Genomic DNA, 22,204 nt, shown 5'->3' with positions numbered 1-22,204 from the left:
GCCCAAGAAGCTCCGCTACCGTTTAGCCCCAGAACACGAAGCTGTGTCGGTTCAGGACATGCGTTGGTAAAGCAAAAAGAATGGAGAGTTACTACGGCTTTGAGGCGTTGCTAACCGGCGACAAGCAAATGCAGCATCGGCAAATTTGGCGGAAGTACAGTATTCGGTAGTCGTGCTTGATGCGGCTGGCGACCAGTATAAAGACTACAACGCTTTGGTTGCGGAGGTGAAGCTATTGCTGACACAGCCAGAGCTTTCGGGTGGCGTGCATGTGGTAAGGATGGCGTAAGTTGAGGGTCACTTTTCACCTCACTCTTACTTCATCCATACGAAACCCTCTACAGACCATTACGCCCCTGGCAATGCACGCGATTACCTTTGTATTAGAGCGATGCTAGCTACTCTCACTCTGGTAAGCTCAGTTCACCAATGCAAAACGGCCACCCTGTAAGGAGTGGCCGTTTTGCATTGGTGAACTGAGCTTACTTAAACGCCTGAATCCCGGTGATATCCGCCCCAGTAATGAGCAGGTGGATGTCGTGGGTGCCTTCGTAGGTAATCACGGACTCCAGATTCATCATGTGGCGCATGATGGGGTACTCGCCAGTGATACCCATGCCGCCGTGGATCTGGCGGGCTTCGCGGGCCACGTGCAGGGCCATTTCCACGGAGTTGCGCTTGGCCATCGAAATCTGGGCGCTGGTGGCTTTGCCTTCATTTTTGAGCGTGCCGAGGCGCCACACCATCAACTGAGCCTTGGTGATTTCGGTAAGCATTTCGGCCAGCTTCTTCTGCTGCAGCTGGAAAGCGGCAATCGGCTTGCCGAACTGCTCCCGCTCCAGCGAGTATTTCAGCGCCGACTCGTAGCAGTCGATGGCCACACCGATGGCACCCCAGGCAATGCCGTAGCGGGCCGAGTCGAGGCAGCCGAGGGGGCCGCGCAGGCCTTCCACGTTGGGCAGCAGGTTTTCCTTGGGCACTTTCACGTTGTCGAACACCAGCTCGCCGGTGGTGCTGGCGCGCAGGCTCCACTTGTTGTGGATTTCAGGCGTGGTAAAGCCTTCCATGCCACGCTCCACAATCACGCCTTTGATGCGCCCGTTATCGTCCTTGGCCCACACGACGGCCACCTGGCACTCGGGGGAGTTGGAAATCCACAGCTTGGCGCCGTTGAGCAGGTAGTAGTCGCCTTTGTCTTCGATGCGGGTCACCATGCCGCCGGGGTTGGAGCCGTGGTCGGGTTCGGTGAGGCCAAAGCAGCCGAGCCATTCGCCGGAAGCCAGCTTGGGCAGGAATTTCTTGCGCTGCTCTTCGGAGCCGTAGGCGTAGATGGGATACATCACCAGCGAGCCTTGCACCGAGGCCGTGGAGCGCATGCCGGAGTCGCCGCGCTCAATCTCCTGCATGATGAGGCCGTAGCTGATGTAGTCGAGGCCGCCGCCGCCGTACTCCGTAGGAATGGTAGGCCCGAAAGCGCCTACTTCCCCAAACTTGCGTACGATTTCCGACGGAAAGTGCGCATCCTGGGCCCACTTCTCAATATTGGGGCTGATTTCCTTCTTTACGAAGTCGCGGATGCTTTGGCGGATGAGCTTGTGCTCTTCCGTAAGCAGGCCGTCGAGGTCGAAATAATCGGTGAAGCCAGCGGCGTTGGTGGAGCCGCGGTGGGTGGAGGCTTTGGCCTTGGGCGAGAGAACGTCAGCTTGCGAAGACATAGGAAGTTTTTGGGTGGGAATCAGCCTCAAAGATAGCAGTTTCAGGATGCAGAACAGGTCAGTCTCCGCAATGGTTCGGGCTGGGGGCCGGGCATTTTGCGTGGCCGCAGCAGCGGCACCTGCAAGCTAACAGGAGCTTTCAGCTGCTACTTTGGCAGGCGCTGGTATGCCAAATGCGGGCGAGCTACGTACAGCCAGCTACTTCCCTATTCCTTATAGCCACCTTTGTCCTACCTATGAGCCACGAAAAGAAACTCAACGAACTGGAAGCCACCGCTATTTGCGGTAACGATATTTCGTCGTCTTGTCTGTACGTATCGGCGCTGGCTATTGCGTATGCCGGCCAGTACGCTTGGTTGGCGCTGCTGCTGGTAGGTGCGGTTCTGTTTCTGTTCCGCAAAATTTATGGCGAAGTGGTGGGCGCTTTGCCGCTGAATGGCGGGGCCTACAACGTGCTGCTCAACACCACCAGCAAGCGCAACGCCGCGCTGGCCGCTTGCCTCACCATTCTGTCGTACATGGCCACGGCAGTTATTTCGGCCAGCGAGGCCATGCACTACCTACACACGCTCTGGCACGGCTTGCCCATTATTGGGGCCACGCTGGGGCTACTGGGACTGTTTTTGGCGCTTACCATCCTGGGCATCTCGGAATCGGCGAAGGTGGCGGTGGGCATTTTCCTGGTGCATCTGATTTCGCTTACGCTGTTGGTGGGAGCCACCGTGTGGTACCTCGTCACGCACGGCACCGACGCGCTATCGTTGAATTTCGCGCAGCCGGTACGAGGTGGCAGCATAATAGCCGCGCTGTTTTTCGGCTTCAGCGCGGCCATGCTGGGCATTTCGGGGTTTGAAAGCTCGGCCAACTTTGTGGAGGAGCAAGCGCCCGGCGTATTTGGTAAAACGCTGCGCAATATGTGGGTGGTAGTAAGTTTTTTCAACCCAGTTATTGCGTTTCTAGCCGTGGCGGCGCTGCCGCTCGGTGAGGTGGGCAAACACACCGAAACGCTCCTCTCCCACCTCGGCACCACCACCGGCGGCCGGTGGCTCGGCATCCTTATCTCAGTGGACGCCGTGGCAGTACTCAGCGGTGCCGTGCTGACGTCTTTCGTGGGGGTAAGTGGCCTGATGAAGCGCATGACCCTGGACCGGATTCTGCCGCAGCTATTCCTGAAGGAAAACGCGCGCAAAAGCAACTACATCATCCTCATCACCTTCTTCCTGCTTTGCGTGTCGGTATTGATGATTACGAACGGGGAGCTGGGGCCCCTGTCGGGGGTGTATACCATTTCGTTTTTGTCGGTGATGGCGTTTTTCGCGCTGGGCAACTTCCTGCTTAAGAGCAAGCGGCCCAACCTGCCCCGGCCCGTGTACGCGGGGCTGCTCACCGTGGCGGTGGCGCTGCTCAGTATTGTGGTGGCCCTGTATGGCAATATCCGGCTGCACCCCGACTACCTCATCGTGTTCTTGCAATACTTCCTGCCCGCCATGCTGCTGATCTACGTGATGCTGAACCGTACTTCCATTCTGAACCTGGGCTTGGCGGCCGTCAATTCTATGGCGGAACACTCACCCCGCTTTTCGCGGCTCGCTCGCCTATTCGTGCGGCGCAAGCTGCGGGATTTGCATAAGCAGGAATTCGTCTTTTTCACGAAAGGCGACAACGTCTCCAACCTCAACAAGGTGATGGCCTACGTGGTGGAAAACGAGTTCACGAACCGTCTCAAAATCGTGACCCTACTCAAGGCCGGCGAGCAGTATCCGCAGGAGCTGCTGACGGATATTCACGTGCTGGACCGCGCTTACGAGCAAATTGAGGTGGATTTTGTGTCGCTGGAGGGCCAGTTCGGCCCCGAGCTTATCGACCGGCTTTCGACGGAGTGGAACATCCCGAAGAACTTCATGTTCATCGGCTCCCCCGGCGACCGTTTCCCCTACCAGGTTTCCGAGCTAGGCGGCGTGCGGCTTATAGTTTGAGAATTGTCTTTTAGTCTTCGATAGCCAAACTGTCATTGCGAGTGAAGCGAAGCAATCCTTCCTCTCTGTGCAGAGACCTTCACTTGTAAGACAAGCCCTGGGCATTGGTGTGGTAACCTAACGTCAAAGGCTTGTCTGTTCAGTAAGCTTACTCGCTGTGAGAGGAAGGATTGCGTCGTCGTGCCTCCTCGCAATGACAGGTAGTACGACAGCTCGCTAGAATTTCACTCCTATCGAAGCCAGGAAGTTGCGGGTGGCCTGGGGGAAGTAGAAGTTGAAGCTTTGGCGCTCACCGGCGCCGTTGAGGTAGCCGTAGGTATAGCCGTTGGCCACGTATTCGCGGTCGAGCACATTGTTTACTAGTAGGCCGAATTCCAGCTCTTTCACGAAAGCGGGCCGAATTGCGTAGCGCAGGCGAAAATCCAGCACTTGATAGGGCTTGATTTGGCGGGCGGCGCTGGCGGAATTATCCAAGTACTGGCGGCCGACGGTTTTGTAGAGCAGCGCCACGCGCAGGCCCCGCAGCGGCTGCCCTTCCAGCGTGTGCGCCGATACCACAGTGGGCGAGTAGGAAATGGTGGAAGTACGGCCTTCCGAGGCTACCACAGGCTCGAAATTGCTGTCGTACACCACGTCGCGGTAATTGAGGATGCGGTTGCGGCTCAGCGTGAGCGTGCTGCTGAGTCTGATATGGTCATTGGCGGAGGCGAAGCCTGTCAGCTCGATGCCGGTGCGGTAGCTGCGGGCCACGTTGGTGCGCAGCGGCGTGCCCACGTCGTTGAGCTGGCCGGTAGCTACGAGCTGGTTGCGGTAGCTCATGTAGAAATAATTTGCCTCGAAACGCAGTACCGTATTAGGGCCAAGCAGGCTGGCCTCGGGACGGGAGAAGCGGTAACCGCCTTCGAAGTCGTTCAGACGCTCGGCTTTGGCGGTCTGGTTGCCAGCGGGGCGGTCGGTGAAATCGGAGCGGACGGGCTCGCGCTGGCCCACGGCGAAGCTGGCGTAGATTTGCTGGCCTTCGGCGAGGGTTAGCGTGGCGCCGGCTTTGGGGTTGAAGAAAGTGTAGCGGGCGCGGGTGGTCACGTCGTTCTGGTCGTCTTCTACGCCGTCGATGTTGTAGGTGATGTGGCGCACTTGAGCGTCGGCGTACACGCCCAGGCGAGGCAGCACCTGCCAGGTGGCGCGGGCGTAGGCGTTGTAATCGGTTTTGGCGGCGTCGTTGAAGTAGTAGCGGTGGCGGATGCTACCGTTGGAAGCATATTGCGCCCAGATTACTTCGCCGTAGTGGTCGTTGAGGAAACGGTTCCAGGCGCCGCCCACGGTGGCTTGCAGCCTATCGTTGGCGCGGGGCTGGTAGTTGAGCGCGAAAGTGCCGCCGAAGAAATAGTTGTCGAGCCACTGGCGGTCCACGAGGTTGGTGCGCATTAGCGTGTCGCCACCGATAATCACGTTTGCCAGGCCGTAGTCGGCAAATTCACGGCCGGCCCGGTAGCTTTCGTAGTAGCCGAAGCCGCGCGTGAGGTGCAAGGCCGCGCCGAGGTTCCAGTCTTCGCCTACACCCTGCGAGAGGTGCAGCTGATAGTGGTTTTGCTGATAATTATCGGTCTGGTTGTCGTAGGTGTAGTAGCTGTAGCGGCGGCCTTCCTGCCAGAGGCGGGCGGTATCGGCGGCCGAAAACTCGCCGTTGTCGAGGAAGGGTTGCAGGGCAGCGCGGTTGCCGGTGAGGGCCGGCTCGGGCACGCCGTTCCACGCCTGGTAGGTTTTTTCGCGGCCCGAGAAGGTGATGAACTTGAGCAGTGTGTTCTTGCCCTGGTAGCCCGCCGCGAAATAATACGACTTCAAATCCGACGAAGCCCGCTTCATATACCCCTCGCTCACAATCCGCGACAGTCGCCCATCGACCATAAAATGCCCGTTCAGCAGCCCGGTACCAAAGGAGGCGTTGTTCTTCCAGGTGTTGAATGAGCCGTAGGTGTTCTGGCTTTCGCCGTAGGCTTCGCGGCGCACATCGAGCGTAGAGATGTTGATGCTGGCCCCGAAAGCTGCGCCGCCGTTTTGGCTCGTGCCCACCCCGCGCTGCACTTGCAGGCTATTGACAGACGACGCCAGATCGGGCAGGTTCACCAGGAACGAGCCGTGCGACTCGGCATCGTTGAGCGGCACACCGTTGATGGTCATGTTGATGCCTGTATTGCTCGTGCCCCGGATGCGGATGTCGGTGTAGCCCACGCCGGCCCCGGCATCGGAGTTCACCACCACGGAGGGCGTCTGGTCGAGCAGGTAGGGCAGGTCCTGGCCGAAGTTACGCTTGGCTAAATCTTCGCGGCCGAGATTGGTGTAGGCGGTGGCCGTGCGGTCGTTGGCGCGGGAAGCCGTTACGAGGGCCTCGCCGGTAAGCACGCCGCCCGGCCGCAAGCTGCCAGCGAGTTGCTGCGGCGTGGTTTGGCCTTGCAGCGGCCGTACGAGCGGCTCGTAGCCCACAAACGTGATGCGCAGCTCGTGCGCCCCGGCGGGCACGGTAGCAATGGAAAACGTGCCGGCGGCATCGGTGGCGGCGCTGGGGGCGCCATCGAGCAGTATTGTGGCGCCGGGCAGCGCTGTTCCCGTATTGGCATCGGTGATAGTGCCGGACACGGGACCTTGCGCCCATGCCGCTAGAGGCAGCGCCAGCAGCGCCACCCCGGAAACCAGGAAATTTTTCAAGAATTGAAAAAAGAAAAAGTGGAACGGACCGGATGCCAGGGGTCGGCATCGTCGGTTTGTCGCTCGCGGATCGTCTGTTCCCTTCGCCGGCATTACCCGGATCAGGTTCAATGGGTATGATCTCAGCCCCGCGCCACTCCCGGCTTGGGGCACCCCTAAACTTCTAGGCGCAAATGTACGCGGCAGTTTCTGGATGCAGCGCGAAATTTCATCTTGCAGGCCGGTAGGCGTTGCTCCATAGCCTAAGCGCTCAGGAATGCAACTCTAGGCTATGAAGCGGGACAGGAAACAAAATTTCGCGGCAGCGCAGAAATTACGCTTGGGCTTTTGGTTGATTATCAGTTACCTTAGAAAGGTGTTCTGCGCGTGTTATCCTCACTTTTACCAAAACAACGAGGGTGCTGGCTTCGTTACGTATCTAGTTGCCGTCGCACCGCTCGTCCGTTTGCCTTTTCAGTTTCCCCGGCCATGACTCCCCTCGTCTACCTGCTCCTGCTTCTAGCCATTGCCGTGTATTACGTAGTGATTCCACGTCGCCGTTTCCCCAACCCGCCGCACCCCGACAACGATGACGAAGGCGGCGAACCGCTCGATGACGGCCTGCCCGACCTGGACCTGCCGCCCGGTATCTCGCGCCCCATCAACGACTGGGAACCCGACTACAACCGGCGGCCCCGTACACCCGCACGGCCTTCTGAGCCCATTTTGGGGTGAAAGAAAAACGCAGAAGTTGCATCTAGTAACTTCTGCGTTGAAGGGACAGAGTCAAGCCCCAGCGGGGCGGCATGTCGGTAGTCGTTATGCCTCAGTCATTTCAAAGCCCCCTCGGGGCGACACAGACCTTGCGGAGTGTCGCCCCGAGGGGGCTTTAAGCAGTTGTGCGGGCGGTGTTTCTACCGACATGCCGCCCCGCTGGGGCTCAGCTAACTACTGACAGGCATTGCTTGAAATATATAGCTGTCTACAGCTCGCAAGCCATACGGATGTATGGGATAGGGCCTTTGAAGAATTTGGGGCCTTCCGGTTGCAAGCCAAACCGGGCGTAGAAAGTGGCGCTGTCTTGGCGGGCGTCGCACCAGAGGTGGCGGGCGCCCCGGCGCTGGGCTTCGGCTATGACGTACCGCAGCAGCGCGCTACCAATGCCTTGGCGTTGATGGGCCGCGTCGGTGGCGAACTTGCGGAAACGGGCTTCTTCCCCGGCTACGAACAGCGAAATGACAGCCACCAATTGCTCGTGCAGAAAAGCGCCGAAATGCTGGCCCTCCTCATCGTTTCCCACTTTCACGAACTCCAGTGGCTTGTCGGGCCAGAGCACTTGGTGGCGCAGTGGGTAGGTTTCGGCAGGCGTGATAGCGCGGATTTCCACGGCGGCGGGCATGGCTATTCGGCGGTGATGCTGTAGGAGGCCACGAATTCCTGCCCCGGCTCCAACGCCAGAATGCCTTCTTTGTCGGCCAGCTGGCCGGTGTCGCCGACGGAGCTGGCGATGCCGTGCCAGGGCTCGATGCACACGAAAGGAGCCCCGAGGCCCTTGGTCCAGAGGCCAAGGTAGGGGAAACCGTCGAAGCGCATGCGCACCGAGCGGCCGGAGCGGCGGCTGCGGAGGGTGAGATGGGTGAAATCGAAATGCTTTAGCACCAGCGCGTCGCGCTCAAACAGGGCGTAGCTGAGCGGCAGGGTGGCTTGTTGCTCCAGCACCGGCCTGGTTTCGCCCGTGAGCAAGCCGCCTTCCAGCAAGTGCTGCGCGAAGCTTACGGGGTGGTCGAAGACAAATTCATAGTCTTCAAATGTCTCATCCGGCCCCAGCGGGCAGCGAAAAGCCGGGTGCGCGCCGATGCTGAACAGCAATTCTCCCGTGCCCACGTTGCGCACTTCCCAGCCAATGGTGAGCGTGGGCCCCGCTAGCCGGTACGATATCACCAGACTGAACTCGAAAGGAAACAGGGCGCGGGTGGCATCATTGGCGCGCAGCTCAAACCATAATTCAGCCGCCGTTTCCCGCACGAGCGTAAATTCCTGGTCACGGGCAAAACCGTGCTGCGAGAGTTGGTAGGCCTGGCCTTGGTGCTGGTAGGTATCCTGCGGCAGCCGCCCGACGATGGGAAACAGCACCGGCGCGTGGCGGCCCCACACGGCGGGGTCGGCTTCCCAGATATATTCCAGGTTGTCGAGGTCTTTGCGGATGAAGCTGCTCAACTCAGCGCCGTGGCTTTGCACCTGCACGCGGCACAGCTCGTTTTCGAGGGTATGGGTGGTCATGAGAGAAGTGTGTAGCCCAGGCGTACGCCCGTGCCAAAATGAAACGCCTAGAACGCAGAACCCATACGCAAATCTGGCAGCAGTGGGCGTAGCATGTTGCGGTAGGGCTATTGAGCAGCAGAACCGCCCATCGTCGCGCTGGTTTTTGGCGCCGCGGAGAGTTTAGGCCATAGTTGCCAGCAGCTTGTCGACATGGTAGCAAGCCTGTTCGAAACGCTGAGCGGGCGGACCACTGATTTCAGCGGAATGGGCCTTTTGCTCTTGCAAGTTGCGGCGGTACAGCTGGTAGAAATATTCCCGCAAATCTGGGTGCTCCCGCAGCGGGTCGGGCTCCCAGGGCAAATCCACGTTTAGCAGCAGAACCAGGTCGTAGTGTTGCTGGGCCATGCGTTGCAGAATCCAGTCGGGGCAGTGGCCAAAGGCGTGCTCGGCCCAGATTTTTATTACCAGCAGATCGGTATCACAAAAGAAAACCAGTTGACCCTGCTGGACGGCGGCGTCTTTGGCTTCTTGCTCAGCGCGCAACTGTCCGTGGGCTATGGCTTCTAGGTCGGCGAGAGTGTACTGTGGACCTTTTTCTTCGAGGTATTCACGAGCATATTCGGCAGCCCAGCTGGTCCGGTAATAAGCGGCGAGCTGACGGCTCAGACTAGTTTTCCCCGTCGATTCAGGACCCGTAATAGCAACGCGCAGCATTTCTTTGAATGAAGAATGAAGAATGAAGAATGAAGAATGAAGAATGAAGAATGAAGAATGGCTACGCCGTCTACCCTACGCCGGGTTGTCTCAATTTCTCATTGATTTCCCACTGCCCTAATTCCTCATTCTTCATTCTCAATTCTTCATTTCTAAACGATTTTCGCCATTCGAGGTAGCCGTAGAAAGCCAGGCCGAGGTAGAGAGCGTAGAGGCCGCTGGTAGGATAAAGCTGTTTGTACCAGAGAATAGGCACGTAAAGAATATCGACCAGAATCCAGAGCCACCAGTTTTCCAGGCGTTTGCGCATGAGTAGGTATTGCGCGGCCAGGCTCACGGCCGTCGTGAAACTATCCCAGTGCGGCAGCGCGGCATCGGTGTGGTGTTGCAGATAGTAGCCGAAGCCCGTAGTGAACAGCAACACAAACGCGGCGCACACCCCCCATTCCCACCGCCGCGTGCGCGACACCGGCAACTCAGTTTTGCTGCGGCCGCCGTAGAGCCACTCGTACCAACCGTACACGCTCAGTGCGATGAACATGACCTGCAAAGAGGAGTCGGAGTAGAGCTGGGCCCGGTAGTAGACCACGATGTAGAGCGCGCAGCTGACAATGGCCACCGGGAAATTCCAGAGCGACTCGCGGGCCGCTAGCCACACGCAGGCAAAACCTGTGAGCACCGCCACCCATTCCAATGGCGTGTTGCCGACGGCGGCGGTCCAGAACTCGTACAATGAATGCAGCAAAGTGGAAGGCTAAAAAGGCGAAATGCCCACCATCGGCGCCGGGCCGCACGATAGGCGGCCAAAGCTAACCAGCGTTGCGGTATTTTTGCGGCGCGGCCTTTTCCTGCTGCTCCTCCTGCCTATGCTGCCCGAACTCACGCCCGAAGAACTGCACGCCCGCCTCGCCAGCGGCGAACCTCTGCAACTCGTGGACGTGCGGCAGCCCGAGGAATACGATTACTGCCGCATCGAGGGCAGCGAACTAATTCCGTTGGGCGAGTTGGCCCGCCGCGCCGATGAAATTGCCGACGACCGGCCCGTGGTGCTTATCTGCCACCACGGCGTGCGCTCCATGCAGGCACTCGCCTATTTGCAGCACCGCCACGAGCACACCAATCTGCTGAACCTGCGCGGCGGCATTCACGCCTGGAGCCTACAAGTAGACCCCACGATACCAGTGTATTAAGTTGATAGTGCAGAGTGCTTGGTGCTTAGTTTGACTAGCCTACTCTGCGTCGTCTGCGCCTACTTCCGCGTCGTCTGCGGGCTAAAAAACCAGACGCTCAATTCAGGTGGCGCTCTGATAAAAAGCCAACCACCAGGCACCTGAAAACGAAACCTCTATAATCTATGACCTATCCAGATCTTCCCATCGTAGCAGCTCTGCCCGACTTGCTCACGGCGCTGGCCGCTCACGAGCGGGTGGTGTTGCAGGCTCCGCCCGGTGCCGGCAAAACCACGGTAGTACCGCTGGCGCTGCTGGATGCCGCCTGGCGCGCCGATGGCAAGATTCTGATGCTGGAACCCCGGCAACTGGCCGCCCGTGCCGCCGCTACCCGCCTGGCCAAGCTACTCGGCGAGCCAGTAGGTGAAACCGTGGGCTACCGCGTGCGGCTGGAAAGTAAAGTTTCGGCCCGTACCCGCATTGAAGTCATTACGGAAGGCATTCTGACCCGTCTTATCCAGGATGATCCAGCTCTGGAAGGCGTGGCAGCCGTCATCTTCGACGAGTTTCATGAGCGCAGCCTGCGTGCCGACCTTGGTCTGGCTCTTGCGCTCGACGCTCAAGCTGTATTGCGGCCCGAGCTGCGGATTCTGGTGATGAGCGCCACGCTAGAGGCAGCGCGCATGGGTACCTGGCTACAAGCCCCGGTGGTAAGCAGCGCCGGCTTTCTATTTCCTGTTGAAACCCACTACCTGAGTCCGCGCCAAGCAGCGGCCGGAGGCACCCGCCCCGCCGAACGACTGGCAACACTAGTGCCCAGCGCCGTACGCGAAGCCCTCCGCCAACATCCCGACGGCGACCTGCTTGTATTCCTACCCGGCCTCGCCGATCTGCGCCGCGTGGCTGACAAACTAGAACCAGTCATATCCGACCAAATTCGCCTGCACCTGCTGCACGGTGAGTTGCCCTTCGAACAGCAGGATGCCGCCCTACGCCCCGCTCCAGCTGGCATTCGCAAAATCGTACTCAGCACTGCCATTGCCGAAACCAGCCTCACTATCGAAGGCGTGAGGGTGGTGATTGACGGCGGCTACGCGCGGGTGCCCTGTTTTCAGGCCCGCACCGGCTTCAGCACCCTCGAAACCGTGCTCGTCAGCCAAGCCGCCGCCGACCAGCGCCGGGGCCGCGCCGGCCGCCTTGGCCCCGGCATTTGCTACCGCCTTTGGACCACTGCCGAGCACGAGACGCTACCCGCCTACCTGCCCCCCGAAATCCTCACCGCCGACCTCAGCGGCCTGGCCTTGGAGCTAGCCCTCTGGGGCGCCGCACCGCAAAGCCTCCGCTGGCTCGACGCCCCGCCCGCTCCCGCCCTTTCCCTCGCCCACGATCTACTGCGCCGCCTGGGAGCAGTGGTAGCTGAAGTGACAAGTGAAGAGGTGATTGGTGACAAGTGGAAAGATGAAAGCAACCTCTCTTCACCTGTCACCTCCTTACCTGCTACCTCCTTACCTCCTCACCTGTCCCCTAATCACCTCCAAAAGCCCCCAAAGCCTACGGCGCATGGCCGGGCGCTGGCGCGGCTGGGGCTGGTGCCACGGCTGGGGCACTTGGTGGTGCGCGGGCATGAGCTAGGGCATGGTCCGGCCGCCGCCGCGCTTGCGGCGCTGCTCTCGGAGCGGGATGTGCTGCGCGCCGCCGACGCCCACCCGACTCCGCCCGACCTACGCCTGCGCTTTGAGGCCATAGCCTCCGGCCGGCCGCCTTTGCCGGGCCTGTTGGTGCAACACAATACCCTACACCGGGTACGGGACGCGGCTCGTAATCTTCGTCAGCGGGCCGGAATCAGGGAAACCACCACTGCCGACGCGGCCGACGCGGCCGGTTTGCTTACGGCCCTGGCCTACCCCGACCGGGTGGCCCAGCGCGAAACCGCCGACCGGGTGCGCCTCGCCACTGGCCAGCGCGTAGCCTTGCCCGCTGAGCATTTCGGCCGCGACGACCAGTTTTTGGCCGTTGCTTACCTCGATGGTCCCCCACAGCAGCTACGGGCCGCATTGGTCGCGCCCGTTAGTCGGCAGGAATTGGAAGAGCTGTTTCAGGAACAGATAGAAGCCACCGATGAGGTGCGTTGGGATGCTGCCACTGGCCGCGTACAAGCTCGGCGTCGGCGCCGGTTGGGGGCGCTGGTTCTTTCCGATGCTCCCTTGCCCCACCCCGATCCGGCGCTGGTGGGCGCGGCGCTACTCGAAGCCTTACGCACCGAGGGTATAGCGCGCCTGCCCTGGTCTGAGGCGGCCACCGCGCTGCGCCAGCGGCTGGCATTTTTACATCAGCACTTCCCGGAAAACTGGCCCGACGTATCAGATGAGGCGCTGCTGGCGGAGCTGGATGAATGGCTGGAGCCGCACTTGGTGGGCTTGAAAAGCCTCCAAGAAGTGAGCCGGCTCGATTGGTCTGAACTGTTGCTCCAGCGCCTGCCCGGCAGTTGGGCTCAACGCCAAGAGTTGGACCGACTCGCGCCCTCGCACCTGACCGTACCTAGCGGCTCCCACGTTGCGCTAAATTACTCCGAACCGGCCGCGCCCGTGCTGGCCGTAAAGCTCCAGGAAGTGTTTGGCTTACTCGATACGCCCCGTATTGCCGCCGGCCGGGTGCCGCTCACGCTGCACTTGCTCTCCCCTGGCGGGCGCCCAGCCCAGGTCACACGCGACTTGCGGAGCTTCTGGCAAAACGGCTACTTCGAGGTGCGCAAGGACCTGCGCGGCCGCTATCCCAAGCATCCTTGGCCCGACGACCCACTTACGGCCGTGCCTACCAAGCTCACCAAAAAACGGTTTGAAGCCAGGCAGTAACTGTCAGGCATGCCATTCTATTCACTCGAACGGATACCACCCGGCCATTTTTCGATCTTAATACTTACACTTGGCACTAAGCGCAGCCTACCTATAGCCTAGGAATCATCTAGCCCGCAGTTTGCTCTACGCGCGTATTTCTGAATAAGCTCATCTACTGCATAGGACCTCTGAAAATATAGTTGGTAACATTAGCGTAACACTGATAATATTTCGGTAATATGCTTAATGGACTCACTTCTACCTCAATTTTCCTGGAAGAACGTGCTGGCCCTGCTGGTGCTGAGCCTAGGAATGGGCGAAGCAGTGCAGGCCCAAAGCACCAACCCTTCCCAAACGGGCGCTTCCGGCAGCAACATTTGGCTGACCTTTCTAAGCGACGCTCGCCTCAGCACTCACTGGGGGCTGCACACCGATGTACAGACGCGCCGCGCCAAAGACTCCCGCTCTTCACCACAACAATTGGTGCGGCTGGGCGTCAACTATCGGGTGGCAAACGCCTTGCAGCTCACAGCCGGGTACACCTACGTCTCCTCGTATTTGTACGGCGATTACGCCACGGCTAGCCCCCTTCCCGAGCACCGCGTCTACCAGCAACTCCTGCTGCGCGAAGACAGTGGCAAAGTCCACACGCAGCACCGCTACCGCCTCGAGCAACGCTGGGTTCGTCGGCCCGGTGAGACGGTTACGTATTTGAACCGTATGCGCTACCAGTTGCGGCTGGCCGTGCCGTTGGGTAGCCACGGCCAGATGGTGCCGCGCACACCCTACTTGGTAGGTGCCGATGAAGTGTTTATCGGTTTCGGCGCCAACTCTGGCCGCAACTTCTTCGATCAAAACCGCCTCTATCTGGCCCTAGGTTACCAGTTTTCGCAGACCACTGCTGTAGAGGTAGGTTATCAGCACCAAATGGTACAGCCCCTTGACGCTATCGGCTACCAATACAACCACACGTTACAGCTGGCCCTTAGCTTCCACCCGGACCTGCGGCGGGGCTTAGCTCTGGCTTCCGCGCAGTAAGCGAGTGGGGTTTTCTTGCAGTTTGGGCTCTACCTCCGGACTTCTTTTTGTGCTCTTAGCCGGAAATTTGATCATCTAGCTGGTCTTTGGCAGTTTGATGCAGCGTGGGCGTGTAGTGGCGATGCAGCCAGCGACTAAGCCCACCCAAGCCCGGAAACAGCACTCGCTCCGTAATGCCCGCCTGGTCGAGTTTGTCGCGCACTTCCCACTTCAATTTCGCTGGAATTACGATGCGGAAGTATAATTCCGGGTGCTGCTCCAGCCACTCGTGCAGCGTGTCCTGCGCCGTGTTGATGAGGGAAAATAGTGCGTACTGATGCACGATACGCGCATCGAGAGAAGGCGGCTCTAGAAACAATAGAAACGGATTTTGCTGGAGCGTCTCTAACTCGCGCAAATTCGCGCAGAGAGGTTCCAGCAACTCCGGGGTGAATACGTTGGAACCTTCGTTGCGTAGCGCCTCACGCAGGCTGGGTGGCAGAGACTCGGCCGCCTTCACGTAGTTGATGGCCCAAATAACGCCCGCCTGGTCATAGGCTTCGAGGTCGTCGGTGGCAAAGTGCAGGGCTACGTAGGGCGAGTACGTCCAGTCGAGCATGCGTGTGGGCAGGCCGTGGTGCTGGGCTAGGGCCAGCCAGTTCCAAACCGACGTGCCAGGCTGCGTGAAGTCGCGGGCGTACTTGCGAAAGTTGCGTAGCAGATGGTTTTCCAGCTGATGGTACTCGCCCCCGAGGCGTTGCAGACTGGTAGTAAGAGACCAATTGTGCGAGCGAAGCCCACGATACACGAACGGGGAGCGGAACCGGCCGATTCGGCCGTCCCAGGTGTCCTGAAACAGCGCTTGCTGCAAATCGGCCCAGGAAGTTACTTCCACATCGTTGGAAAAAAGCGGCACGGGAGGTGGTTGTTAGGCGAGGGTGGAGAGGTCAGCAAGATACGGTGAGGCAATGGGGAATGGCTAGCCAGTGAGGGCAGAACTTTGCTTGGTTCAAGCAAACCTTCTAATGCGCGGCGGAGCTTTAAAGACGTAAACAACTGGCTTAGCCGCTGTTGCTCACCCAATAATGAAAGCTCGGAACTGGGAGGTGAGAAATTAGGCTGTGTGCTGGTTAGCTGAGCCTTATTTTATGGGTGGGTGCTTAGGGACCATTACATTAAAAAGCGAAAGGCCAGCAACCCGTAAGTCGCTGGCCTTGATTTGTAGAGGTCGTTTTCTTACTTATCTAGTCCAGGGTAAAAGCCGCTGGAGTTGACGCATTACTCGGGGAAGTCGGCTGCGTTGCCTATCTCGGCTACACCTTCCAGTTCCTTCAGCAGTTCCGTAAACTTGTCACGGGCTCCTTTCACCGCGGCTTTGCCGAGGGGCAAGTGTAGCGGCGGATTCTCCTGGCGCACTACATCATACATGGCTTGCGCCGCCCGCACCGGGTCGCCGGGCTGGCGGCCGCTGTAGCCCTGAATGCCGTTGAGGTTCTGGCCTACGGTGGCTTTGTAGTCCTCGATCTGGGTCTGGGCCACGGCCAAGGAGCGGCCCGCCCAGTCGGTGCGGAAGCCGCTGGGCTCGATGTTGGTTACTTTAATGCCAAGCGGACCGACTTGCTGCGCCAGGCTCTCGCCAATAGCCTCTAGCGCAAACTTGCTGGCGTTGTAGATGCCCACGCCGGGAAAGGTTTTGAGCCCGCCAATGCTGGTGATGTTGAGAATGTGGCCACTGCGCCGCTCGCGCAAATGAGGCAGCACGGCCCGCAGCACATGCAGCGGCCCAAACACATTCACGTCGAACTGACGCTGCACCTCAACAGCATCAACTTCTTCGATGCTGCCCAAGGAGCCGTAGCCAGCGTTGTTCACCACCACATCCAAGTGGCCAAAGTGCTGAATAGCGTCGGCAATACCTTGCTTCACCTGCGCCTCATCGGTTACTTCTACCACGAAGCCGCGGCCGTTGGCACCAGCTCTCTTTGTGAATTCTTCTGCCTGCTCAGGTTTGCGGAAAGTAGCAGCTACTTTGTCGCCTTTTTCGAGCAGTAAGTCGGCCAGCGCCGCGCCGAAGCCCGTGCTCACGCCGGTAATAAACCAGTTTTTGGAAGTGGTTGCCATGAGTGATTGTTAGATGATTTTTTCGCTAGCCAAATCGAGCAGCGGCAGCTTGTTCCAACTATAAAGGCCCCTTGGAGGTTTTAACGAACCTTAATTGCCAACTAACCCAGCTCTCTTGATTGGCCTCCTTCGCGTTGCGGTTTACCAGTCACCTCCACTATTTAACAACGCACTCATAACACAGAACCCAACTTTCCGCCGTAGCTTTGTCCGGCAATAAGAATCACCTAACCTTCTTGTTGCCATGGCCGACTACGCTGCCAAAATTGCCTTTGAGGCGCTCACCTACGACGACGTCCTGCTGCTGCCCGGCTATTCCGAGGTACTGCCCCGCGACACCGACCCCAGCGCCCAGCTCACCCGCAACATCCGGCTCAAGCTCCCTTTCGTTTCGGCGGCTATGGATACCGTGACTGAAGCCGAAATGGCCATTGCCATGTCTCAGGAGGGCGGTATCGGCATCATCCACAAGAACATGAGCATCCGGGCGCAGGCCGAGCTGGTGCGCCGCGTGAAACGCTCCGAGAGCGGCATGATTCTCGACCCGTTTACGCTCGAAGAAACCGCCACCCTGGCCGATGCCAAGAAGCTGATGCGCACCAACAACATCGGCGGTATTCCCATCGTGGACGAGCAGCGCCGCCTCAAGGGCATCCTCACCAACCGCGACCTGCGCTTCGAGAAGGACATGACTCGCCCCGTATCGGCCGTTATGACGCCCTCGCCCCTCGTTACGGCCCAGGCGGGCACCGAGCTAGCCGCCGCCGAAGACATTCTGCAGGATTCGAAAGTGGAGAAACTGCCAGTCGTGGATGCGGAGGGGCGCCTTGTGGGCCTCATCACCTATAAAGACATTCGCAAACGCCGCCGCGCCCCCAATGCGTGCAAAGACGAATTCGGCCGCCTCCGCGTAGGTGCTGCCGTGGGCGTAACGCCCGACTTGCTGGATCGTGTAGCCGCTCTCGTGGAAGCCGGCGTTGATGTAGTGAGCGTAGACACCGCCCACGGCCACAGCAAAGGCGTGCTCGACGCCGTGCGTAACCTCAAGCAGCATTATCCCAAGCTCGAAATCATTGCCGGCAACGTGGCCACCGCCGAAGGAGCCCGCGCCCTCGCCGACGCCGGGGCCGACGCCGTGAAGGTGGGCGTGGGCCCGGGCTGCTTCGCGGCGGGCACCCGGGTGCTGATGGCCAACGGCACCTACCAGAATATTGAGTTGATCCAGGCGGGCGACCGGGTTATTAACATGCTAGGCCAACCCGTAACGGTGCTGAAGGCGTGGTGCACTGGTGTACGCCCGGTGATGGCCGTGCGCCACGTGCATAGCCTGGAAGAAACCATCGTAACGCCCGACCACCAGTTCTGGGTAGGCGACCTAAGCACCGTGAACGCCGAAGCCGTAGCCTCCAAGGGCTACGCCCGCGTGCTGGAAAAGCCGACCCGTTTTGGGGAAAGCAAGCTGCGTTGGAAAGAAGTAGCGGAAGCTGCTCACGATACCTTTCTGCTGCCGCGTTGCATAGCCTTTGAGTGGCCACAGCACTTCACCAAGGAGCTAGCCAGCTATGCCGTGCGGCCCGCTAGGCTGGCCCGCTACCAGCCCCTCATCACCGACAGCTACGAAACGGGTTACGTGTTCGGTACTTTCCTCGGCGATGGTCATGCCTTCTTGAATACCAATGGCCGGAGCGAAATCGGTCACGTGTCTTGGTACTTTGGCACGCACGAGACTGCTATAGTCCAAAAGCTGCAACGCTGTCTGACCCAGGTAGTAGGCTTTGCGGGCAGTGAGGTGGTCAGTTTCAAAGGCAACCTGATCAACGTGCAGCTTTACTCGCTGCCTTGGGCGCGCCTGCTGGCCCGCTTTGGCAAGCGCGAAGAAAAGCATTTGCCCACCGACTATCTCTGCGCAAACCCCGACTACCTCCGCGGACTCCGCGACGGCTTGCTCGACAGTGACGGCCACACGGCCGCCGATGGCCGCTTGTGTTTTCACAACACGGCCAAACCCCTGGTGGAGCTGTTTGCCCTCCTCACTTTTCTGCTGGAAGGCAGCTTTCCTAATCTGCACGCTGAAGCGGGTAGCATGGGCGGCTTGCAAGGTACCCGCGACGAAAACTGCCGGGTCAGCTACCGCGCCCGCCTCAACCGTACCCACGCCAAGCGCCAAACCACAGATTACAACGTGGTGAAAGTGCTGGGCCAGCGCCAGCTGCACACGGCGGTGCCGGTCTATGATATTGAAGTAGATTGCCCTACGCACAGCTTTATCGCCGACAACGCCATCGTGCATAACTCCATCTGTACCACCCGCATCATTGCTGGCATTGGCGTACCGCAGTTGTCGGCGGTGCTGGAAGCCGCCCGTGGCCTCGAAGGCACCGGCGTCCCGCTGATTGCCGACGGCGGCATCAAGTTCTCCGGCGACATCGTGAAAGCCCTGGCAGCGGGTGCTTCTACTATTATGATAGGCTCGCTGCTGGCTGGCACCGAAGAAGCTCCCGGCGAAGTCACGCTCTTCGAGGGCCGCAAGTTCAAGAGCTACCGCGGCATGGGTTCCGTGGAAGCCATGGAAGACGGCTCCAAAGACCGTTACTTCCAGGATGCCGAAGACGACGTGAAGAAGCTGGTGCCCGAAGGCATCGTGGGCCGCGTAGCTTACCGGGGTCTGGCGTCGGAAGTCTTATTCCAGCTAGCCGGTGGCTTACGAGCCGGTATGGGCTACTGCGGCGCTCCTACTATTGATGTGCTCCAACAAGCCCGCTTCGTACGCATCACCGGCGCCGGCCTCCGCGAGTCGCACCCCCACGACGTACAAATTACGCAGGAAGCGCCCAACTACAGCACGAAATGATTCTTTGATGTGCTGATTTTTTGATGTGCTCATGTGCTGATGTATTGAGATGAGTAGTGAAGCGTGTTTGGGTTGCTACAGGTCGAGAAGCCACTCTCTGTTTCGTTGGGAGCTGATGCCGTTGGGCTGCTGGTAGGTTGCGTTGCCAAGGCTGCCACGGTATCATTTCACAGCCAGCTTGGCTGCCTTTACACCAGCTCCCAGGTCGGGGCCGCCTTGCCTATCCTAATATCGATAGTCAAAAACTAACTTCCATCCCACCAAATCATTAGCAATCAACCCATCAGCACATCAGCACATCAAAGAATCAACCCTGTTATCTTAGCGGTCCGTTTGCCCCCACGCTCATCCTAAACTTGCGGAATGTGGGGGACACTAGTCCGCCTCTATGCCCGCACGCCTACCAATAAAATCCATTATTTACCTGCTCAGCATTGTCAGCTGGGTGGTGCTGCTGTTGAGTACGCTCAGCAGCACCCAAGGCAGTGCTGCCACCTGGCTGGGCGGCCCCTGGCCCATGTGGGTGACGCTGACAGCCCAGGCAGCATTTGCCGCGGGGGTGTTTATTTATCAGCGCGAACGGGTAGAACCGCTACGGGGCCACGATTTCGTGGGACTACTGCGCCGCCTGGTGCTTGGGCCGGGTATGCTGGCCACTGCCTGCGTTGGATTTCACTTGCTGGAGCGGCTGCTGAACCAGCAGATACCCACCACCGACCGCACGCTCTTTGCCCTGATTTACACGGTCAATCTGGGGCTGTTCGTCATTTTTCTGGCCAATACCAACTACTCCTGGCGCAGCCTGGTGCTGTTTCGGGCCTCGCCGCGCATTCAGCGGGAGTGGGTGTGGTTTGAGATTTTGTTGGGTGGCACGCTCCTATTCCGCCTCCTCGACTGGGTTCCGCCCCACCCCGTCGACTACGTTGTGCTGGGTAGTTTGGGAGCCTTTGGGGTTTACTTGAGCGGCAACCAGCAGTGGGTGGCTTACCTCAGTCGCCGCCAAAAGTGGGAAGCTGTGCTGTTACAGCTGGCCATTCTGGTGTCGATGGGCGTGTTTGTGTCGTACTTTCTGCGCATCGAGCACGACCCCAAATTAGTGGCGCCGGCGCCGCAGCACGCGTTTTTGCTGCTCACGGTGTTTTTCGCGGCCTTTTATGCTTTTATGGGGCTGATGGTGACGCTGTTCAATCTGCCCACCGCCGGCGTATTCGAGCAGAAGCGCGAGGAAATCTTGAGTCTACAGCGCCTTACGCAGCTCATTCAGCGCGGGCAGAACGAGGAGGAAGTGTATGCCATGCTCTTCGACTCGGCGGTGCAAACCGTGGATGCGGAAGCCGCTTGGATTATGCTCGAAGAGGAAACCGGGACCCGCGAAGTGCAGAGCTACCGTATCTCGCCGGAGCAAACGGCCGCCATTCACCAGCTCTTACAGGAATACAACCTGCACCACATCGAATACCTCAACAACGACCTGTTCAGCAGCACCGGCTTCCGCGACCTGAACCTGCCTTACGGCTCGCTCATCGTGATGCCGCTACGCTCGGCCAAGCGCCGTTACGGGGCGCTGTACATGCTCAAGCAGGCCCGGCAAGGCTTCGACCGCGAAAACCTGAGCATCCTGCAAACCTTCGCCAGCCAAACGGTGCTCAGCATCGAGAACCTAACGCTGATGAACGTGTCGCTGGAAAACCAGCGCGTGCAGGAAGAGCTGAAAATTGCCTCCGCCGTTCAGGACAGCCTCATTCCCAAAGACCTGCCTATCGACAGCTGGTTTGCTATCAGTTCCTACGCCGCCTCGGCCAAGGAAGTAGGCGGCGACTTCTACGACTTCCTGCACTTGCCGGGCCGGCGGCTGGCCATCCTCATTGGCGACGTGAGCGGCAAGGGCGTAACGGCAGCTTTCCACGTGGCCCAGATGAAGGGCATCTTCCACGCATTGATGCAGGAAAACCCGCTGGCGAAGTCGGAGCGCGATAAATTTCCGGTGCCGAGTAAGTTTATGACCCAGGCCAACAATGCCCTGGCCCGCTGCTTGGAGAAGTCAGCCTTCATCACGGCTTCGCTCTATATAATAGACTATGAGAACGGCGGCTTTGTGTTTGCACGGGCTGGGCACTGCCACACGCTCTATTATCACTCCATCAAGGAAGAAGTGTCTTACTTCCAAACCGCTGGCTTGGGACTGGGCATTATTCGCAACGAAGGCTACGAGAAGCACATCAAAAACCAGTTCTACGACTACAACCCCGGCGACGTGATGGTGATTTACACCGACGGGATTGTGGAAGCGCGCAACGCGGCCCAAGAAGAATACGGTGAGCAGCGGCTGCAAGAAATGCTGGAAAAGACCTTCTCCCTCGATGCCAACGACATCAAAGAGCAAATCCTGGCCGACCTGGCCCAGTTCAGCACCGGCCAGCCCATGCACGACGACCAAACGCTGCTGGTAGTGAAGTTTAAGGCCTCCCAACCTGGTCCTATGAACTGACGTACGCTGGACTTATGAAAATAACGCAACACGCCTCCGCAGATACTCTCACCCTGAGCCTTGATGGGGAACTGGACGCCAGTTCTTCCGTTTTGCTGGACTCAGAACTGGCCAAGCCAGAAACGCTACAGTTTCAGAAAGTGCTCATCAACTGCAAACAGCTGAATTATATTTCCTCAGCTGGGTTGGGCGTTTTCATTTCGCACCTGCAGCAGTTCAAGGATGCTGGCGTGAAGCTGGTATTCTTCAACATGCAGGACAAAGTGCACAACGTATTCGAGATTCTCGGTCTTGACGCCTTGATGACCATCGTGCCATCGGAAGCTGAAGCCACTGCTTTTTAATAGTTACCACTCGCCGATACTTGGTAGGCCC

Annotated in this window: 15 protein-coding genes, 2 pseudogenes and 1 riboswitch; of the genes and pseudogenes, 9 read left to right on the top strand and 8 right to left on the bottom strand. The window is 59.1% G+C overall.

What is annotated here, in order from left to right:
* Window positions 1-482: 482 nt before the first annotated feature.
* Window positions 483-1,715, bottom strand: coding sequence for an acyl-CoA dehydrogenase family protein (locus ACYSMN_RS19530; protein ID WP_488925589.1), 1,233 nt, complete (start codon window positions 1,713-1,715; stop codon window positions 483-485).
* A gap of 236 nt (window positions 1,716-1,951) precedes the next feature.
* Here ACYSMN_RS19530 and ACYSMN_RS19525 point away from each other — a divergent pair, with 236 nt between their 5' ends.
* The gene (locus ACYSMN_RS19525; RefSeq protein WP_488925588.1) at window positions 1,952-3,691 is read left to right on the top strand and encodes an APC family permease; all 1,740 of its coding nucleotides are present in this window, start codon (window positions 1,952-1,954) and stop codon (window positions 3,689-3,691) included.
* Window positions 3,692-3,907: 216 nt separating this feature from the next.
* Here the strand turns inward: ACYSMN_RS19525 and ACYSMN_RS19520 are convergent, their stop codons facing one another.
* Complete coding sequence (locus tag ACYSMN_RS19520; protein ID WP_488925587.1) at window positions 3,908-6,394, bottom strand: TonB-dependent receptor; 2,487 nt, start codon at window positions 6,392-6,394, stop codon at window positions 3,908-3,910.
* A 59-nt stretch (window positions 6,395-6,453) separates the two neighbouring features.
* Window positions 6,454-6,561: riboswitch (TPP riboswitch) on the bottom strand.
* A gap of 301 nt (window positions 6,562-6,862) precedes the next feature.
* Between ACYSMN_RS19520 and ACYSMN_RS19515 the strand changes: the two genes are divergently transcribed.
* Window positions 6,863-7,108 (top strand): hypothetical protein, encoded by a 246-nt coding sequence (locus tag ACYSMN_RS19515; RefSeq protein WP_488925586.1) that lies wholly within the window; start codon window positions 6,863-6,865, stop codon window positions 7,106-7,108.
* Between the two features lie 247 nt (window positions 7,109-7,355).
* Here ACYSMN_RS19515 and ACYSMN_RS19510 read toward each other — a convergent pair whose 3' ends face one another.
* The 4 genes from ACYSMN_RS19510 to pnuC all read right to left on the bottom strand — a co-directional run bounded on the left by ACYSMN_RS19510 (window position 7,356) and on the right by pnuC (window position 10,094).
* A complete protein-coding gene (locus ACYSMN_RS19510; protein WP_488925585.1) occupies window positions 7,356-7,772 on the bottom strand; it encodes a GNAT family N-acetyltransferase in 417 nt (138 codons plus the stop codon).
* A 2-nt stretch (window positions 7,773-7,774) separates the two neighbouring features.
* Window positions 7,775-8,653 carry an aldose 1-epimerase family protein gene (locus ACYSMN_RS19505; protein WP_488925584.1) on the bottom strand — a complete coding sequence of 293 codons (879 nt, stop codon included), beginning with the start codon at window positions 8,651-8,653 and terminating at the stop codon, window positions 7,775-7,777.
* Between the two features lie 162 nt (window positions 8,654-8,815).
* Window positions 8,816-9,349 carry an AAA family ATPase gene (locus ACYSMN_RS19500; protein ID WP_488925583.1) on the bottom strand — a complete coding sequence of 178 codons (534 nt, stop codon included), beginning with the start codon at window positions 9,347-9,349 and terminating at the stop codon, window positions 8,816-8,818.
* 70 nt (window positions 9,350-9,419) lie between these two features.
* The gene (gene pnuC / locus ACYSMN_RS19495; protein WP_488925582.1) at window positions 9,420-10,094 is read right to left on the bottom strand and encodes a nicotinamide riboside transporter PnuC; all 675 of its coding nucleotides are present in this window, start codon (window positions 10,092-10,094) and stop codon (window positions 9,420-9,422) included.
* A gap of 121 nt (window positions 10,095-10,215) precedes the next feature.
* On the opposite strand from pnuC, the gene ACYSMN_RS19490 reads away from it, so the two are divergent.
* The 3 genes from ACYSMN_RS19490 to ACYSMN_RS19480 all read left to right on the top strand — a co-directional run bounded on the left by ACYSMN_RS19490 (window position 10,216) and on the right by ACYSMN_RS19480 (window position 14,390).
* The gene (locus ACYSMN_RS19490) at window positions 10,216-10,539 is read left to right on the top strand and encodes a rhodanese-like domain-containing protein (RefSeq protein ID WP_488925581.1); all 324 of its coding nucleotides are present in this window, start codon (window positions 10,216-10,218) and stop codon (window positions 10,537-10,539) included.
* Window positions 10,540-10,703: 164 nt separating this feature from the next.
* Complete coding sequence (gene hrpB / locus ACYSMN_RS19485; protein WP_488925580.1) at window positions 10,704-13,370, top strand: ATP-dependent helicase HrpB; 2,667 nt, start codon at window positions 10,704-10,706, stop codon at window positions 13,368-13,370.
* 228 nt (window positions 13,371-13,598) lie between these two features.
* A complete protein-coding gene (locus ACYSMN_RS19480) occupies window positions 13,599-14,390 on the top strand; it encodes a DUF2490 domain-containing protein (protein ID WP_488925579.1) in 792 nt (263 codons plus the stop codon).
* A gap of 55 nt (window positions 14,391-14,445) precedes the next feature.
* Here ACYSMN_RS19480 and ACYSMN_RS19475 read toward each other — a convergent pair whose 3' ends face one another.
* Both ACYSMN_RS19475 and ACYSMN_RS19470 read right to left on the bottom strand, forming a co-directional pair.
* Window positions 14,446-15,285, bottom strand: coding sequence for an FRG domain-containing protein (locus tag ACYSMN_RS19475; protein ID WP_488925578.1), 840 nt, complete (start codon window positions 15,283-15,285; stop codon window positions 14,446-14,448).
* A 362-nt stretch (window positions 15,286-15,647) separates the two neighbouring features.
* Window positions 15,648-16,490, bottom strand: a complete 843-nt coding sequence (locus tag ACYSMN_RS19470) for an oxidoreductase (protein ID WP_488925577.1) — start codon at window positions 16,488-16,490, stop codon at window positions 15,648-15,650.
* 244 nt (window positions 16,491-16,734) lie between these two features.
* Here ACYSMN_RS19470 and guaB point away from each other — a divergent pair.
* The 4 genes and pseudogenes from guaB to ACYSMN_RS19450 form a co-directional block, all read left to right on the top strand.
* Window positions 16,735-17,754 (top strand): annotated as a pseudogene (gene guaB, locus ACYSMN_RS19465) (IMP dehydrogenase); the annotation flags it as partial.
* A 1,029-nt stretch (window positions 17,755-18,783) separates the two neighbouring features.
* Window positions 18,784-19,341 (top strand): annotated as a pseudogene (locus ACYSMN_RS19460) (IMP dehydrogenase); the annotation flags it as partial.
* A 388-nt stretch (window positions 19,342-19,729) separates the two neighbouring features.
* Window positions 19,730-21,829, top strand: a complete 2,100-nt coding sequence (locus ACYSMN_RS19455) for a PP2C family protein-serine/threonine phosphatase (protein ID WP_488925576.1) — start codon at window positions 19,730-19,732, stop codon at window positions 21,827-21,829.
* A 14-nt stretch (window positions 21,830-21,843) separates the two neighbouring features.
* A complete protein-coding gene (locus ACYSMN_RS19450) occupies window positions 21,844-22,173 on the top strand; it encodes an STAS domain-containing protein (RefSeq protein WP_488925575.1) in 330 nt (109 codons plus the stop codon).
* Window positions 22,174-22,204: the final 31 nt, after the last annotated feature.

It is taken from the genome of Hymenobacter sp. M1-2, from assembly GCF_057808495.1.
Note: the sequence above shows the minus strand (reverse complement) of the source record. Positions and strands in the feature narration are given on the sequence as shown.